The sequence below is a fragment of the Kocuria sp. GQ42 genome (genome assembly GCF_059758435.1).
This window is the reverse complement of the sequence record NZ_JCAXEN010000001.1, coordinates 1,125,007-1,140,406: the sequence shown is the minus strand read 5'-3', so window position 1 is coordinate 1,140,406 and position 15,400 is coordinate 1,125,007. Positions and strand designations below refer to the sequence as shown.

Here is a 15,400-nt window from a genome sequence, read left to right as displayed (position 1 = left end):
CGAAGCGTTCGGTGTCTCGATACACCCCGCCCCGACGCGAGACCCGACGTCCGCGAGGATCGCCTAGGTCCTCGGCGTGCGGTCGGCGCCGGTGCTCGCATCGTCCATGGCGGGTCCCGTCACAGCCGCGGGTCATCGGCCCGGTGCACGAGGCGCACGGCCACCACCTGCACGGGTATCTGCTGCTGGCGGGCGGCGGCCAGCAACCGGGTGTGGGCCGCCTCGGCGTCGAGTCCGTGGCGTTCCATCAGGATCCCCACGGCCGCCTGGATCTGTTGCCGCTCCACCAGGCCACCGTGCAGTTCGGTACTGAGTCTTGTGGCCGCTGAGGTGTTGTGGGCCGTCCCCAGCAGGGTGGCGGCCGCGACGGCGAGCAGGCCGAGCAGGTGTTCCTCGTGGTCGGTGAACGCGTGCGGCTCCGCGGCGTAGACCTTCGTCGCCCCGATCTCGCGCCCCCGGTAGAGCAGTGGGACGCTGAGCACCGAGCGCACCCCGGTCGCGGCCGCGGCCCATTCCGGCCACCGGGTCTCGGTGAGCGTGTCCTCGACGCGTTGGACGCTCACGGTGTCCCAGGCCGTCAGGCACGGGCCTTCCCCGGCCGCGTACTGCATCCGGTCCACCGCGGCCACCCCCGGGTCGGTGGCCGCGGTGGAGGAGGGGTGCCCGGAGCTGTCGATCAGGGTGACTCCGGCTCCGACCGCCAACGGAATCAGGTCCCGGGCGACCTCGGCCAATCGTGCCACGGCAGCGGTCGCGGTCGGCTCATCCAGCAACAGTTCCTGCAGCCGGGCGAGAACAGTCATCGGCTCGGCCACTGACGGATCAGATTCCATGACGTCCCTCGCTCACCTGCTGGCACCTGCGGTAGGCCCTGTTTCAGGGGCCATGTTTGCCGGCCGGTACCCATGATCCTCCCCTTCGACGGCCATCGCCCCCTCCCCGCCGGTCCGGTTCTGCGGAGACCGCCGGCCGTGATCTCGCAGCACCTTGATTTTGCGCGTCAGGGTGCATGGTTGGCAGAGTCAGCGTGGCCGAGCGGGGAGCACCCGAGGGGCCGGTCGGCGATGGACGTGTGGTGGCCGGGTTCTCCCTGCAGGCCTGTCGAGGGGCGGGGCCGCGGTGAAGCGGACCGAGTGGGTGCCCGGCCGAGTTCGCAGACGGGTTACCAGGGGGTTGCACATTCGCCTGCCTACCGTGGGGGCACCTCCCCCGGGGAGCTCACACAACCGGTGGGCCTGCTCGTGGCCCACCGCGGCGTCGATCACGGCGGCGGCGACCTCGACCAGGCCCCGGTCCTGGGTGTCTGCTGCCTTGAGCAGCGCCGCCCGGGCCGTCTCGGGAGTCAGGTGGTCGCGGGCCATCAGCACACCGGCGGCCAGCCCGATGAGCTGGCCGGAGTCCAGGGCGTCCTCCCACGGAGCGGCCCGGGGCGCTGGGGCCTCCGGGGCCTGGGCGGCCCCGACCAGGGTGGCCGCCGCATCGGCCAGCAACCCCAGCAGCCGTTCTTCGGCGTCCCCGAAGGCGCCCGGGGCAGAGGCGTAGACCGTCAACGCCCCCAGCCGGCGGTCGAGACAGGCCAGGGGGACGCTGAGCACCGAGCGGATCCCGGCCTCGGCCCCGCCCGCCTGCCACAGCCCCCAGCGGGGATCGGTGGTGGTGTCCTCGACGCGCTGGGTCTGCCCGGTGGTCCATGCGCTCAGGCACGGGCCTGCCCCGAGCCCGTGCTGCCGGGCGTCGATGGCCTCCACGGCCGGGTCGGTGGAAGCGATGGTGGTCCCGATGCCGTCCTCGTCCAGCAGCGAGATCCCGGCCCCGGCCGCGGCAGGGATCATCCGATGGGCAGCACGGGCCAATTGCTGCATCGCGGTGGTGAGGTCCTGGCCGGACAGGAGCCTGCCGGCCAGGTGGGTGAAGCTGGGGGTCAGTCCCTCGGGCAAGAATTCAGAGGACATGGTGGGCGCCATTCGGCAGGGATGGTCAGGCTGGCCCGGTGGCCGCTGCCGACTCCGTCAGCAAAGAAAGCGCCTTCGTCTCACCGACCCCTCTTATGATCAGTGTACTGCCCTTTCGTGCTCCGGAACCCCGGCCCCGGGGGGCGGCCGGGCACAAGCCACAGAACTCGTGGACAGCAGGTGCACCAGCAGCTCGGCGCTCTCTGCTGCTTTGCATACGACCCGGCTGTCGATCCTCAGGCGAGGTCATCGAGGTCATCGTGGGCGTCGTTGCAGTCGGAGTTCCCCGTGAAGTTCATCAGCGGACTTGAGGGTTAGCGTGAGCCCAGTGCGTGGGGTGCCGGTCTGCGCGGTGGGATGGGCGCCACCACGTGGACCGGGTGTTCGACGGTGTCGCCGTTCCTTGTGGTGCGTGGCGGCCTCAGCGGTGCAGGGTGTCGGCGGGTGCTTCACCGTGCTGGGTGCGGTAGGCGGCGGCGAAGCGGCCCGGGTGGGAGAAGCCCCACCGGGCGGCGATCTCGCCCACGGTGTCCCCGGCCGTGGGGTCACCGGCGAGCAGGTCGGTGTGGGCGGCGTCGATCCGGGTGGTGCGCAGGTAGCGCAGCGGTGTGGTGTCCAGGTGGCGGCGGAAAGCCGCCTGCAGGCCTCGTGGGCTCATCCTGGCGGCGGCGGCGATCTCGGGCAGGCCGATGGGCTCGGCCAGGTGGGCTTCGATGAAAGCGACCGCCCGGCGCAGCGCCGCGGGGTGGGCCTGTTCCGGTGGGTCTGGGTCGGTGCCGGCCTGGAGGAAGCTGTTGGGGAAGGTCTGCAGCACCGCGGTGGTCAGGCTGCGCAGGCTCTGCTCCAACATCAGCGGACTGGCCGCGGCGTCGTTGACCAGCACGTGGGCAACGACGTGCCCTGCCGTGGCTTGCCAGTATCTCCTGTGGGTCTCGGTGAGCGGGTGGTGCCCGGTGAACTCCAACCGGAATTCGGTGCGCCCGATCATGGCCCGGGCGTAGTCCTCCACGACCGCGGCCTCCACGGTGAGGGTGCTCAGTCCCAGGTCCTTCCACTGGGCCGTGTAGGGGCCGGAGGGCAAGAGGAAAGCAGGCCCGCCGGTGACCTCGGTGCGCTCGGAGCGGACCAGGAAACGGCCGTGGGCGAGGTGACCGATACACAGCAGTCCCGTGCTGTCGTTGGCGCCGTGGCTGTCCCAGCCGATCAGCCGCAGCCGCTGGGCGGTCAGCGGCCCGCAGGCGGTGCTGGCCATTGTCAGCTCGAATCTGCTCGCCTCCGGTCGCGGCAGGCGCAGGCGGCGGTAGGCATGCTGGAGTGCCTCACGGCCTTCTTCTGGGTCACGGGTGGTCAGCACCGACCATCCCCCTGATGAGCCCATGGTGCCCAGGATATTGCGCTCCACCGTGGAGCACACCGGGTCAGGACACAGCCAGGAGGCCGGGTGCGTTCTGACCGAACCGATTTGTCCTGCCGATCTCGCGAGGCAGTGGACGTGGCTGTGACCGGATCGGGGGTGTGCGCGGTCGTGTCCCGCCCAGAAGGGACGGTCCGTAGAATGGACGGGAGGTCCGGTGGGGGCACTGTCCGGGCGTCGAACCTGCACGCAGCGAGTCGATGGGGGAAACACCGATGAGCGCACCGTTCCACCGTGAGGCCACGGCCACGGAACCAGGAGCCGTGGCGGCCCTGTTCGCCGAGGTGCGGGTGCCCTTCTCCTTCACCCCGACCCGACCCGCCCCACCTTCCGCTACCGGCAGCGCCACGACGGCGATGAGCACCTGTCGGTGGTGCGACTGGGCCTGGACGGCCCGTTCTCCTCCTGGGGCGACACCGAGGTCTTCGGCGTCGCCGAGGCCCGCGCGACCCGCTACGAGTGGTCCACCGGTACGGAGACCGGCACCGGCACCGGATCCCCGGTGCTGTTCCGTCCCGGTCACCCGACCCTGGTCGTCGGGGGGCCCCTGGAGGTGACCACCATCAATCTCACCCGCCCCCTGCTGCAGGGGGTCGCCGACACCGTCTACGGCACCCACACGCCCGTGGCCTTCGCCTCCGCACGGCCGGTCAACGACCGGCTGGGCCGGTACTGGACCGGGGTGGCCGGCATGGCCCGGGACACGGTGGACTCCGCGGCCTTCGCCGAGCCCCTGGTGCGCGTCCAGCTGACCCGGCACCTGGCCGTGGCCATGCTCGAGTGCTTTCCCCTGGCCGGCGACCCGTGCGAGCGGACCCGGTCCATGGCGGCCCAGACCCGCGTCTACCGCACCGCGGTGGCCTTCTTCGACGACCACGCCTCCCTGCCCATCACCGTCGAGGACGCCGCCCGCGCCGCCGGCACCACCACCGAAGCCCTGGTGCGCGCCTTCCGGGCCAACCACCCGCGCAGCCTCACCCCGACCGCCTACCTGCGTACCACCCGGCTGGCCGCCGCCCACGCCGACCTGCTCGCCGGTGACCCCACGGCCGGGGACACCGTGGGCGAGATCGCCGCCCGGTGGGGCTTCTCCCACCCGGGCCGCTTCGCCGGGGCCTACCGGGCGGTCTATGGCGTGCCGCCGAGGCGGACCCTCCAGCGGTGACCGCATGGGGCACGAGGCGGGGTCTGTTCCGGGCTGTCCTGCGGAGGGCCAGGACCGTCCCTGGTTTCACGGTCGTACCCGGGGGCATCTGAGGCCAGGTCCACGCGTTGTCTCAGGCTGCCTGTGGCCGCGTTCGGGTCGGCTGGTGGACGATGATTTGCAGGTTGGTGAGGGAGGTCCCGGGCAGGAGGGGGAAAATCGTGGTGGCCAGGTGGTCCAGGGCGGTGCGGCAGGCGCCGGTGCGGTCCTCGGTCTCCACGTCGAACTGCAGCCACAGCCCGGGGATCCGGTAGGTCACCTGCCCGTGGTGGTCGCTCAGTGCGGCGGTGAGCGAGCCGACCACGACCGGTCCCAGGGGTGTGACGGTGAGGATGCTGGCCGTGGCCCTCCACTGGGTCATGGCCGGCTCAACCTCCTGGCGGGGCGGGGGCGGTCGGTGGCGAGCAGGGCCCGGGCCCGGTGGACCCTCCTGGGCAGTGCCTGGTGGCTGCGGTGGGTGGGGCACCCGGTGACGACCGGCGCACGGAAGCCCCGTCCGTATCGATGCGCAGGAGAGCGGGCAGGTGGTGGGTACAGGATGCGTCGTCCATGGAATGCAGACCCCCCGGGTGCATCTGGGGGGAGGGGCGGCCTCGGCTGAGCCGTTCTCCGGAAGGTGGACCGAGGATTTCAGGTCCATCTGGTGGGACCAGTTGGCGTCTTCCCCCGGCTTTTCACGGTACGCCGCCTGACGGGCCGGAACCATGCCCACGCATGATCCCGGGCATAGATGTCGCCCCACGACGCGCCGGGACCACCACCGGGCAGGACACCCTTCCGGGGATCCCTCACCGACATGCTCAGGTGGCCCGTGCAGCACTTACGGGTGGGGTCACCAGCACGGGCCTCACGACGTGTCCGCCGGCACGTGGGCCGTCCGCACGGACAGGGCCGGGTCCACATCGGCGCGTGCCGCGGGGATGCAGTGTGTTCGGGTCAGCGGCTCGGGAAGCGTTTACCGGTGCGGTGCGGTGCGGTGCGGTGGGGTGGCCGGTCTGAGAGTTTCTGTGCTCGTGGCCGGGTGAGAGGGGCCCGAGCTGTGGGGCCGTGCCCATCAAGTCGTCGTAGCGGTACTCCTTGTCGATCAAACCGTCCTGACCTACGCGACTGACGAGAGCCTCAGGGTTCGAGGCCCGGTGGCCGGTGGGTGGGATTCCACCGGTGCCCGTGCCCACTCAACCGCGGTCCGGGTAGTGACGCTGCGCTGGGCCGGGGTCGCTTCCAGGGACTCGCTGGCCGCCTCGTCCTCGAAGGCGGTGTGTGGAGCGTCGTAGTCGCTGGCCATGATGGGCGTGTGCTCCGTTGAGCCAGTAGAGGGGCGGTAGTGACCTCAACGGAGGCCGGGGGGCTCCGCTGTACCAGAGGTTGGGGACCAGGGGGCGCGACCCTCGGTAATTATTGACCCATCAAGTTACCCGGGTGTATGAAATAGACTAAAGTCTAGATCCAGCTCGAGGGGGCTCTCTGATGGCAACCACATCAATCATCGCCGCAACGGGTGTCGGCGGGCTTGCGGCCGCGGTGGCCACCGTCGGACTGTGCGTGTCGGTGGGGGCAGGCGGCACGCCGGAACCTGCCTGGATCGCTCTGCTGGTGATCGGGGTGGTGCTGCTGGTCATCGGGTTCATGGCGAACTTCGAGCACCAGTCGCGCCTATGGGCCGACCAGCTGGAGGCGCAACGGCAGCTCCGCCGGCACGGGTGGCAGCTGTCGAGGGCGGTCCCGGCATCAGGTTTGTCCATCGGATAAACCGGCCTCACACATCCATCCTGAAGAGCCCGCACAGCCGCTCATGGGTTGATGCCGATGAGTGACTTCACCCGACCCCGGAGACCACGAGGTAGACGTTCGGGATTGATGCGTGAATAAGCAACAGCTCATCTGGCTTGCCCGCAGGGCCGCCGCGAAAGATGTAGCCAGCGCTCGAGAAGAAGATCCGAAGGTCGGAAGGTCGCCGACAAGGAATCTTCTTTGCATATGGCCGACCATCGGTCACCAACCCAGCTCGGATGTCAGCTGATCGTGCAGCAGTCCCCAGCCTCGGTCGACGTTGGCGGCGAGGTGACATCGGGACGCGGAGTGTTCGTGGGAGAGGTCACAATTACTCCATGGTGTGAGTAGTGTGTGCTGGCGCCTCAGAACCTGAAGATGCCGACGGCAGCCAGCATCACCCGCACGGGGTGAGAAGCCCGGTCACCATGCGAGGCACCCACTGGAGCTGATGGGTGAGCCCGCTTCCCCACGAACCATGAAGAGCCGCAAAGTCACCCTCAGCGCAGGTCGTCCCATCGCTGTTCAGCGGGCAGGATCCCGCCAGAAAGATCAGGCGGGCCTCTGCCGGCGCTGCAGGGCGCGTCTCTCAATAGATCCTTGAGCCAGATGGTGATCGCGCGCAGCACGAGGGTGCTTACTCGGGGTTATCGGTTCGCACCGGGCTGTCCTCTTCATCCTCCAGCTCGGGCAGTATCGCGCTCTCTGGCACGTTGCTGCCGGGGGAGAAGCTCTCCAGTACCCGGCGGGCCAGGCGCCGGTCGACCGCGTCGGTGAAACCCTGGGCGGTCCCGGCGTTGGCCAGCCCGCCTTGGGCTTGACTGGCGCTCTCATGGCCTGGCGTGGTCTCCTCGCCCGCGTCGTTGTTGGCGGGGTCCGTGGGGTCGGGGGCATCTGGTGCGGAGTTCATCAGGTTCTCTTCTCATGGGGGGGACTGGTGTGGTCAGGAGGGCTTGGTGTGTCGGGGTTCTCTTCGAGGGTATCGACCCCGAGGTCCTGGTGATTCCAGCTCCTGGACCTCCGGTGGCATTCCTGAACGGGGGCGGTTTCGTTGCAGTTCTGTCCTGGTCCGGGCGACCAAGGGGTCATGCCCTCGTGCATGGGAGGCCGCCGGAGTGCGGTCGGAGGACCCTGTCACTGCAGTCCGCAGCTGGTCGGTGTGGTGATGCCATCACGGGGAACATGGGACCGCCCCGGGGTCAGCGCTCAGTAGCTCTCGCGCATCGATCTCGGTGACCCGTTCGTGCTGCCGATCCACCGTGACAGGGTGCGGGCCGTGACAGGACACCAACGTCTCATGGTCGAGCTGCCGGCGCTTGGCTGTCCAGCACCTGCAGCTCCAGCGAAGGCACTGTGGTCAGGTCGGCGGTAAAATCATTGGCGGGCTGCACCTGAGTGCTCCAGGCGCGTTCGAGCGGGCCCGCAAGGGATTGTCCGAGCGGGGGATCTCCAGTTCCAAGATGTACCTGGACCCGCAGCGGTCTGGGGTGGAGGACCTGGTGGACCACCTCATTGCCGGGGAGCGCAGCTCCATGACCTACGCCGGTGCCACAACCCTGGAGCAGTTCGCGGCTCGCGGTGGTCGGCATCCAGTCCGCCTCCGGCTACGAAAAAGGCCGAGCCCGGGCAGTCAGCTGGTCCCGACCAGCCCCAGGCTCCGACACGCTGGAGGCTTCACGGACTCGTTCAGTGGTCGTCGACCCTCCTGTGGTCCTCCCTCGTTCTGGCTCTCGATGATCGTCCACGGGGCAGGTCAGAAGGCATCGGGTAGTTCGACGGATGACAAGATCAAGGGTGTCACTCACCTGAGGACCCCGGAGGGTGTCCCACACGACAGGAGCACCACCATGACCCACCACCAGCAGAGTCCCGAGGAAATGTGGGCGCAAGCGAAATGGGCTGCCCTCAACCCCGAGTTCCAGGCGGAAATCGAGCAGGCTCTCCTCGATGGCCCGTGGATGCAAGTGCGCTCTGAAGCTCTGCTCGAGGCAGTAGCGGCCGCCCAGCGCGCCGGTAAGGATCCAAACCAGTACGGTTCCCCACAGGCACTCGTAGAGGCATACGGACTGGAATGGCCCACTGAGCCGGAATCGCCCACCGATGGACAGGGAGTCAACGGCGGGTAGAAGCGGGACAACCGCACCATCAGGTGACGTTGACTTGGCTTGCCCATGGGGCGGGCACTGCCGAGGTTCGGGGTGCGGCTGTGCAGTCGCTCGTGGGCCTGTGGACACCAGGTGCAGAGCAGCCCATTTCCGTGACTTCACATAAGGACTGCTACCGGACATGGAGTCGCATGGGTTGGGACGGCCGCGCCGATAGGCGACACGCGGCGTTTCGTGCGCCAAGGGTGAAAACGGAGTTGCGACGCGGAACATCAGTTCCGCGATGGTTGTGCTTGGTAGGGCTGCGCCTAGGTCATGGAACGGCGGCCCGCTGAAGCCCGTTTCTACCGCAGGCGATGAACTGGGACGTCACTTGCCGAGGTTTTCTGCGCTGACATCGACACGGACAGGCCAGCGGCCTGTGACCTCGTGAGAATCAATGGCCCGCAGTAAGGGCGACATGTCGTAAGCACTGGCGTTGATGGTGAGCTTGGCGCCGTGAATGGATCTGACCTTCAAGAACTGCTGCCCTTTCAGCATCTCCAAGCTGTAGTAGGTGATGTCGCTGTAGGGAATGACGTGCTCCTTGCCGAACACGCTGCGGAAGGCCACCTCGAAGGCGCGCGGAGCCACGTAGAAATTGCGGTACATCGCCACGAAGGCCATCCCTCCGACAAAGATCGCCGCCGAAGCAAGGTGGGCGCCGAGAGGTGCGCCGGGCGTGAGAAAGGACAACAGGCCCATGAGGAGCCCCATGCACAGGAAGAGCCAGCCGACCACCGGAATCACCTTGGGCATCCGTACCTGTTCCGAGTACTCCTGGGGCCGGTTGTGGTGCATGCGTGCCCACCAGGCAATCGCGGCAATGGACAGGGTGGTGAACGCCGTGATGAGGATCTTCAGGATGAGCGCGATGGACATTCACTCAGCGGACTTCTGGATTCCCGATGGCCAACGGGTTGTGGGAGTCCCATCGCTTCGTCCTGTGCCACCCGCCCGGCCCTTGTCGGCGGCTCATGAGGACATCGCCGGGTCGTCGATCAGCGTCGCGCCTTGTCTTGCAGCACTTGCGGCAGCCTCGGTGATGGGTGCAGACAGAACTACGGCACAGACCCAGGCCATCCGAAGCCCGCCCTGTTCGCGCTCCGCTCCCCGGCCGTGTTCTGCGGAGGAGCGGCGCGGCGCGGTGATTGAATCGCTGTCATGAGACGCAGCACACGCCGGAGAGTGAAAATCATGGTCACGGTCACGTCACTGACCGTGACAGGACTGCTGGCGTTGACCTCCTGTGGTGCCGACGCCGATGCTGGAGGCGCCGCGGCACCGGTGAGTGACGAGCAGCCGGTGTCCCGTCTCGACGGCATCACTGACAGCGGTACTCTGCGGGTGTGCACCACCGGTGACTACCGGCCGTTCACCTACCTGGACCCGAAGACCAACGAGTACACCGGCATCGACATCACCATGGTGGAGGACCTGGCGGAGAACCTCGAGGCAGAGATCGAGTGGGTCCCCACGACGTGGAAGACCCTCATGGATGACTTCACCGGCGGGTGCGACATCGGCGCTGGAGGCATTTCGGTGTCCACGGCGCGGGCGGAGCAGGCCTTCTACAGCGACCCGTTGATGGAGGAGGGCAAGACGCCGATCACCTTGTGCGAGAACGTCGAGAAGTACGACACGATCGAGGAGATCAACCAGCCAGGAGTCCGGTCGATCACTCCCATCGGCGGAACCAACGAGAAGTTCGCCGAGGCGAACTACCCGGAGGGGGAGATCATCCGGTTCGAGGACAACAACGCCATCTTCGACGAGATCATCGCCGGCCGCGCGGACGTCATGACCACCGATGCCTCGGAGACGGTGTGGGTGGCCAATGAGGAGCCCGAGCTGTGCGCCGTGCACCCGGAGGACCCGTTCGACTACTTCGAGAAGGCGTACCTGCTGCCCCGGGGAGACGTGGCGCTCAAGGAGTACGTCGACCAGTGGTTGAACATGGCCAAGCACGACGGCACGTACGAGGAGGCCACGAAACCCTGGTTCGGGGACACGGAGCTGTGATTGGCCGAGCTCGGAGACGGCGGGTCTGGCGGCCTTGTCGCCTCTGCTGCCACCGGCCGTTGCGCCGGTCCGCGTGAAACAGTCCGGCGCAGACGTGAAGCCGAGGATGTGCCACCGTGTTCGGGCAGCCCTCGGCTCCCCGACCGGCCGATGCGGCGCGATAGCCCCGGCAAGCCTCCCGCCGCCCGAGGAGTCGAGGTCCTCGTGGCACCGGCGGAAAGCTGTCTCGACGTGGGCCCAGCGCAGCAGGTGGGCGGTGGATTTGGTGGCAACGACACCGCCGGCTGTCGAAGCCGAGTTGCCCCCAGAGCCGGGGCCAGCGCTTGTCGCAGGTCACCAGGGGCATCCATCTGGGCGGCGCGGTCTCCTGGAGCGGCCCCTTGCACATACGATGTGTGCAGAAGCGAACTACATGTGAAGGGGATCCCCGTGAGCACGAATGATCCGTATGGCAGCCCGGACCACCCGCCACTCAGCGGCCAGTCCACCAACCCCGTGCAGACACCGGCCTACGGCGGACAGCAGGGCTACGCAGCCCACCCGAACGGCTACGGCTACCAGCAGCAGGGCTATCCGCAGCCAGCCTACCACCAGTCGGGCCCCAACGACTATCAGAACAGCCCGCAGCGGTACGGCACCCAGCCCGGAGTGCCCGTCGGGTTCGGGCAGGCGATCAAGCGCTTCTTCGCGAAATACGCCCAGTTCTCCGGGCGCGCCAGTCGCTCCGAGTACTGGTGGGTCGCGCTGTTCTTCTTCCTGATCTCCTTTGCGGTGAACCTGCTCATTGCGGTGGTCGGCACCGATTCCTTCGGCGAGCCCAACGGCCTTGGCATCGTGTTGTCGCTGGTGTTCTTTGTCTTCGCCCTGGGAACCCTCGTTCCGTCGCTGGCGGTCGCCGTCCGGCGCCTGCATGACGTGAATCTATCCGGGTGGATGCTGCTGCTCGGACTGATCCCATTCGTCGGCTGGATCGTCATCCTCGTGTTCACGGTTCTTCCGCCCAAGCCCGAGGGTGCCCGGTTCGACCGGTGAGCTGACAGCCCATTCTCCGCGGGCCGTTGCTCCTCCGAAGGGGGTAGCCGCCCGTAGTCTTCCCGGCACAGCGGGGGAGAGCCGGTCCCTGCGCTCAGCGGTGATCTGAAGCCCAGTGACCTCGCTGAGCGGCCACCGTCGTCGACGACCAGGCCGGCAACAATCAAGCGGTGTTTCGATGCCAGCACGGCGTTGGCGTGAGCCATGTCGTTCCCCGGACATAGGAATGGCCAGCCAGGAGGCTGACCAGCAATGGATGCTTCGGCTGGCAGGGGAGGGACTCTCGCCGTCGTCACCAGACGGGAAGCTCGCCCTCGCCGGGAGTGACGCGCAGGTCGGACTCGTCGAGGGCGACGTCATCGATGGAGGCTTCACGGCGGCGCATGTAGCCGAGTGCGTCGAACTCCCACAGCTCGTTGCCGTAGGAGCGCCACCACTGCCCGTCGGTGTCGTGCCACTCGTACTGGAACCGCACTCCGATCCGGTTGTCCGTGAAAGACCAGAGGTTCTTGCGCAGGCGGTAGTCGAGCTCGCGGGCCCACTTATCGGTGAGAAAGGCGACGACCTCCTCTCGCCCGCGAATGTGCTGGTCGCGGTTGCGCCACTCGGTGTCGAGGGAGTAGGCGCCGGCGACGCGCGCGGGGTCACGGCTGTTCCAGGCGTCCTCGGCGGCCTGGACCTTGGCGAGGGCGCTCTCGTGGGTGAATGGCGGAAGCGGCGGGCGCGGCTGATCAGAAGTGCTCATGTGCCCATCCTTCTAGGGCGCGGGGTGCGCCCGCCAGTGGCGGGGAACCGCTTTACATATGGCCGGCTACCGATCACTTCTCGGGAGTTCGGCGTTGCAGCGGGGGTTCATATGCCCGCCTCCCTGGTTCCCGTCGCGGACGCAGGTGTCTGTAGTGGTTCACGGCGGGATCGACCGTCGTCCGGTACTGAGGGGCCCAGCGCAGCGTCCTGACGGACGCCGTCTGCGTCGTCTGTATGGCTTGGTCGGTTTCGGTCTTGACACCGCAGCGGCAGAATTTCAAGGTGGCGTCAGACCGTTGCGACGTCCGTGGAGTCGCGCATCTGGGGGATGCCATGCACAGCCATCCGTCCGAGAACCACCCCGGTGATTCCGGGGCCCAGCCAGGGGGTACTCCTGAGTGGTTGGCGGAGGCAGTGATGACCATGATGCGCACCGGGCGCATCCCGGGACTGTCCCTGGTCGTGGTCGACTCACAACGGTCGTTGTACGCCGGTGGGTTCGGAACTGCCGACCTGGCCACGGGGGCGCCCGCGACTCCGGCCACGGTGTATCTGTGGTTCTCCATGACGAAGATCGTGACCGCCACGGCCGCCATGATCCTGGTCGAGGACGGTCGCCTCGAGCTGGACGCACCGGTGGCCGACTATGTGGATGGTCTGCGCGCCCCGCGTGCCTCCCAGCCCACGGTAGGGCAGCTGCTGACCCACACCGCGGGGTTGTCCAATCCTCTGCCGCTGCGATGGGTGCACCCGGCCGAGCAGGAGCCGCCGGCGGTCGAGGACCTGCTGCGGTCCGTGATGAGCCGACCGCGCGCCTATCGCCACGCCCCGGGGCACAGGGCCCGATACACCAACATCGGCTATCTTGCGCTGGGTCAGATCATCGAAGCCGTGAGCGGTATGCCGGTGACGTCCTATCTGCGGCAAGCCGTGCTGGATCCGGCGGGCATGACCGGCACCGGGTTCACCTACTCCCCGGAGGCACCAGCCGCCACCGGTTATGTGCGCGCCCCGCGCGCCGCCGATCCGCTGCTGCGCCGTCTGCTCCCGCCCGGGGTGGCCGGGACCCGTCACGGCGCTTACCTGGGCCTGCGGCCCTTCTACGTCGACGGAGCCGCCTACGGCGGTCTGGTCGGCGACGTGGCGGATGCCGGACGGTTTCTGCGGCTGCACCTGGGTGACGGCCAGATCGAGGGGCACCGCATCTTGTCCGCTGAGACGGCCCGATCCATGCGAGTGATCGAGCACCCGGGGAAACCTTTCGACCACGGCATCGGCTGGTTCCGCCGCCCCACCCCGGAAACGGGGCAGTGGGTCGAGCACTTCGGGGCCGGCGCCGGATTCTGGAACGTCATGCGTCTCTACCCAGCACACGGCTTGGGCATCGCGGTCATGACTAACAGCACCACGAGCTACGACTTCGAGCCTCTCTTCGCCCTCCTCACGACCGCATCCTGGTCGTAGCAGGCCCGGGGTATGTCCGTGAGGGGGGCGTGGGCGTCCGCCGTGTCCCGGTGGCGGGCTCCCACGCCCCGTGCGGGCGGACGGCGAGCGGCACCGTGAGCGCTCAGGGGTTCGTGGTGATGTCCCCGCCGAGTTCGTCCCGGAGCTGCTGCAGCGGGGCCGCGTCCCTCGAGATGACGACCCAGTTGTCCGCGTGCAGGAAGGAGGCGCCCTGCTCGCTGCTGAGGGTGTTCAGCAGCCCCGCCATGCGCTCCTCGGAGTCCGTGACGGCCATGGCCATGCGTCCGTTGGCGCAGTCCAGGTAGGTGGTCTCCGGGTCGGCCGGGGCGCGCAGCTGGTCCGTGCCCGGGCAGTCGATGCCGGCCCCGACGACGTCGTCGCGCAGCGCCGTCGCGTCCTCGTAGACGGCTCCGCCGGCCACCATCGCCTGGATGTCGTCGGCGGTCGGCGCGCAGCCGGTCAGGGCGAGGGCGGAGAGGGCGAGCAGAGCGGGAACGGGTCGGCGCATGGGACGTCCTGTCGTCGAGGGGATCGGGTGGCGTGCTGGGGCCGGCCTGCGGACGGGGGCGGGTCCGGGTCCGGTGCGCGGTGCGCCGTCCGTCGGCGCCGCGCTCACGGGGCGGCCCCCTGCTCCGGACGGTGGTGCTCGTCGAGGACACGGGTGAGGACCCGGCCCGGGGTGTGCCGGTACCCGGGGTCGATGCGCTCGAGCACGGCGACGATCGCCTCGACGTCGTAGACCACGGACGGGTCACCGCTGTGGTGGCTCCAGCGGCGCTCGGCCACCCACGCCCACACGTGCACGGGCCGGCACCGCCGGCAGGTCCCGTGCTCCGCGGTGAGACAGTTCGGCCCCACCGGCTGGTTGAGCCCGGCGATCTCGGCGGGAGTGCGCCGGTGGCGCTCCACCACGGCCCAGAACTTCTCGTCCGGGATCCGGGAGAGGTCCGAGCTCAGACCGGCCAGGGCTTCTCGCGCCCGGACCACGTCGTAGTAGAAGTCCGGCCTCGACCAGGGCGGGACGCGGTGCCGGGCGCGCAGCGCCTCGACCACAGCCGCCTCCTGCTCCTCGGCGATCTCGGCCGCCGTCCGCGGCGACGGGTCCGCGGCCGAGCGCCAGAGGCCGTCGAACAGGGCCGCGCCCTCAGTGCAGGCCTGACGGACCAGCAGCGTGCCGACGTCCGGGGAGCGCCGCTGGGACCAGAGCGCCCCGGAGAGCCGCTCGTAGACCTGCCCGTCGTCCAGGGTGAAGCTCCTCCGGTCGGCGGCCACGACCACACGGCGGGTGGTGGGCTCCCCGGTGGCTCCGGTGCGGGCGGGGATGACCACCGCGCGCGCACCGGGGTACACGGCACCGCCCTGGTTCAGCCTCCGCCGCTCGTCCACCGTCCGGTGACCCCGGCTCAGCGGACCGGCCGGCGCGGCCGGCTGCGGGACCCGGGGGCGCGACGAGCCCGAGACCCGGCCTCACCGCGGCCCGGGGCGGGGAAGACGGTCGGGGCGCCGAACGGCACGAGGACAGGCTCGGTCTGCCGGGCGACGGGCTCAGCGGCCATGGTGGTGCTCCTCGTGGAGTCGGGGTCGACGGGCGACGCGGGCGTCCGGTGCCTGCTGGGGGAACCGTAACAGCCGCCGCGCCCGGGGCGGCGGA

15 protein-coding genes and 1 pseudogene are annotated in these 15,400 nt (G+C 68.8%); 7 read left to right on the top strand and 9 right to left on the bottom strand.

The features are described from left to right. Window positions 1–119 precede the first annotated feature (119 nt). The 3 genes from AC6CH6_RS05470 to AC6CH6_RS05460 form a co-directional block, all read right to left on the bottom strand. Window positions 120–833, bottom strand: a complete 714-nt coding sequence (locus tag AC6CH6_RS05470; RefSeq protein WP_498254329.1) for a GAF and ANTAR domain-containing protein — start codon at window positions 831–833, stop codon at window positions 120–122. Between the two features lie 189 nt (window positions 834–1,022). After that, window positions 1,023–1,952: a GAF and ANTAR domain-containing protein gene (locus tag AC6CH6_RS05465; RefSeq protein ID WP_498254328.1), complete on the bottom strand. Its 930-nt coding sequence runs from the start codon at window positions 1,950–1,952 to the stop codon at window positions 1,023–1,025. Between the two features lie 421 nt (window positions 1,953–2,373). Continuing rightward, window positions 2,374–3,204: a helix-turn-helix domain-containing protein gene (locus tag AC6CH6_RS05460; protein ID WP_498254327.1), complete on the bottom strand. Its 831-nt coding sequence runs from the start codon at window positions 3,202–3,204 to the stop codon at window positions 2,374–2,376. Between the two features lie 532 nt (window positions 3,205–3,736). On the opposite strand from AC6CH6_RS05460, the gene AC6CH6_RS05455 reads away from it, so the two are divergent. After that, a complete protein-coding gene (locus AC6CH6_RS05455) occupies window positions 3,737–4,531 on the top strand; it encodes a helix-turn-helix domain-containing protein (protein ID WP_498254326.1) in 795 nt (264 codons plus the stop codon). Between the two features lie 112 nt (window positions 4,532–4,643). On the opposite strand, the gene AC6CH6_RS05450 is transcribed toward AC6CH6_RS05455, so the two are convergent. Then, the gene (locus tag AC6CH6_RS05450) at window positions 4,644–4,931 is read right to left on the bottom strand and encodes a hypothetical protein (RefSeq protein ID WP_498254325.1); all 288 of its coding nucleotides are present in this window, start codon (window positions 4,929–4,931) and stop codon (window positions 4,644–4,646) included. 1,106 nt (window positions 4,932–6,037) lie between these two features. Here AC6CH6_RS05450 and AC6CH6_RS05445 point away from each other — a divergent pair. Next, on the top strand, window positions 6,038–6,319 hold the full coding sequence (locus tag AC6CH6_RS05445) for a hypothetical protein (RefSeq protein WP_498254324.1): 282 nt from the start codon (window positions 6,038–6,040) through the stop codon (window positions 6,317–6,319). 658 nt (window positions 6,320–6,977) lie between these two features. Here the strand turns inward: AC6CH6_RS05445 and AC6CH6_RS05440 are convergent. Continuing rightward, on the bottom strand, window positions 6,978–7,250 hold the full coding sequence (locus AC6CH6_RS05440) for a hypothetical protein (RefSeq protein ID WP_498254323.1): 273 nt from the start codon (window positions 7,248–7,250) through the stop codon (window positions 6,978–6,980). Between the two features lie 496 nt (window positions 7,251–7,746). Between AC6CH6_RS05440 and AC6CH6_RS05435 the strand changes: the two are divergent. Both AC6CH6_RS05435 and AC6CH6_RS05430 read left to right on the top strand, forming a co-directional pair. Then, window positions 7,747–7,981 (top strand): annotated as a pseudogene (locus AC6CH6_RS05435) (GuaB1 family IMP dehydrogenase-related protein); the annotation flags it as partial. A 206-nt stretch (window positions 7,982–8,187) separates the two neighbouring features. Further along, a complete protein-coding gene (locus tag AC6CH6_RS05430; protein ID WP_498254322.1) occupies window positions 8,188–8,466 on the top strand; it encodes a hypothetical protein in 279 nt (92 codons plus the stop codon). A 348-nt stretch (window positions 8,467–8,814) separates the two neighbouring features. Here the strand turns inward: AC6CH6_RS05430 and AC6CH6_RS05425 are convergent, their stop codons facing one another. Continuing rightward, a complete protein-coding gene (locus tag AC6CH6_RS05425; protein ID WP_498254321.1) occupies window positions 8,815–9,366 on the bottom strand; it encodes a hypothetical protein in 552 nt (183 codons plus the stop codon). Window positions 9,367–9,771: 405 nt separating this feature from the next. Here AC6CH6_RS05425 and AC6CH6_RS05420 point away from each other — a divergent pair, with 405 nt between their 5' ends. Continuing rightward, window positions 9,772–10,506: a transporter substrate-binding domain-containing protein gene (locus tag AC6CH6_RS05420; protein ID WP_498254320.1), complete on the top strand. Its 735-nt coding sequence runs from the start codon at window positions 9,772–9,774 to the stop codon at window positions 10,504–10,506. Window positions 10,507–10,935: 429 nt separating this feature from the next. After that, on the top strand, window positions 10,936–11,538 hold the full coding sequence (locus AC6CH6_RS05415; RefSeq protein ID WP_498254319.1) for a DUF805 domain-containing protein: 603 nt from the start codon (window positions 10,936–10,938) through the stop codon (window positions 11,536–11,538). A gap of 292 nt (window positions 11,539–11,830) precedes the next feature. Here the strand turns inward: AC6CH6_RS05415 and AC6CH6_RS05410 are convergent, their stop codons facing one another. Then, window positions 11,831–12,283, bottom strand: a complete 453-nt coding sequence (locus tag AC6CH6_RS05410) for a nuclear transport factor 2 family protein (protein ID WP_498254318.1) — start codon at window positions 12,281–12,283, stop codon at window positions 11,831–11,833. A 419-nt stretch (window positions 12,284–12,702) separates the two neighbouring features. Here AC6CH6_RS05410 and AC6CH6_RS05405 point away from each other — a divergent pair, with 419 nt between their 5' ends. Continuing rightward, the gene (locus AC6CH6_RS05405) at window positions 12,703–13,749 is read left to right on the top strand and encodes a serine hydrolase domain-containing protein (RefSeq protein WP_498254317.1); all 1,047 of its coding nucleotides are present in this window, start codon (window positions 12,703–12,705) and stop codon (window positions 13,747–13,749) included. Between the two features lie 103 nt (window positions 13,750–13,852). Here AC6CH6_RS05405 and AC6CH6_RS05400 read toward each other — a convergent pair whose 3' ends face one another. Together AC6CH6_RS05400 and AC6CH6_RS05395 are read right to left on the bottom strand one after the other, a co-directional pair. Continuing rightward, window positions 13,853–14,257: a hypothetical protein gene (locus AC6CH6_RS05400; RefSeq protein WP_498254316.1), complete on the bottom strand. Its 405-nt coding sequence runs from the start codon at window positions 14,255–14,257 to the stop codon at window positions 13,853–13,855. 104 nt (window positions 14,258–14,361) lie between these two features. Continuing rightward, the gene (locus AC6CH6_RS05395) at window positions 14,362–15,135 is read right to left on the bottom strand and encodes a hypothetical protein (protein ID WP_498254315.1); all 774 of its coding nucleotides are present in this window, start codon (window positions 15,133–15,135) and stop codon (window positions 14,362–14,364) included. Window positions 15,136–15,400: the final 265 nt, after the last annotated feature.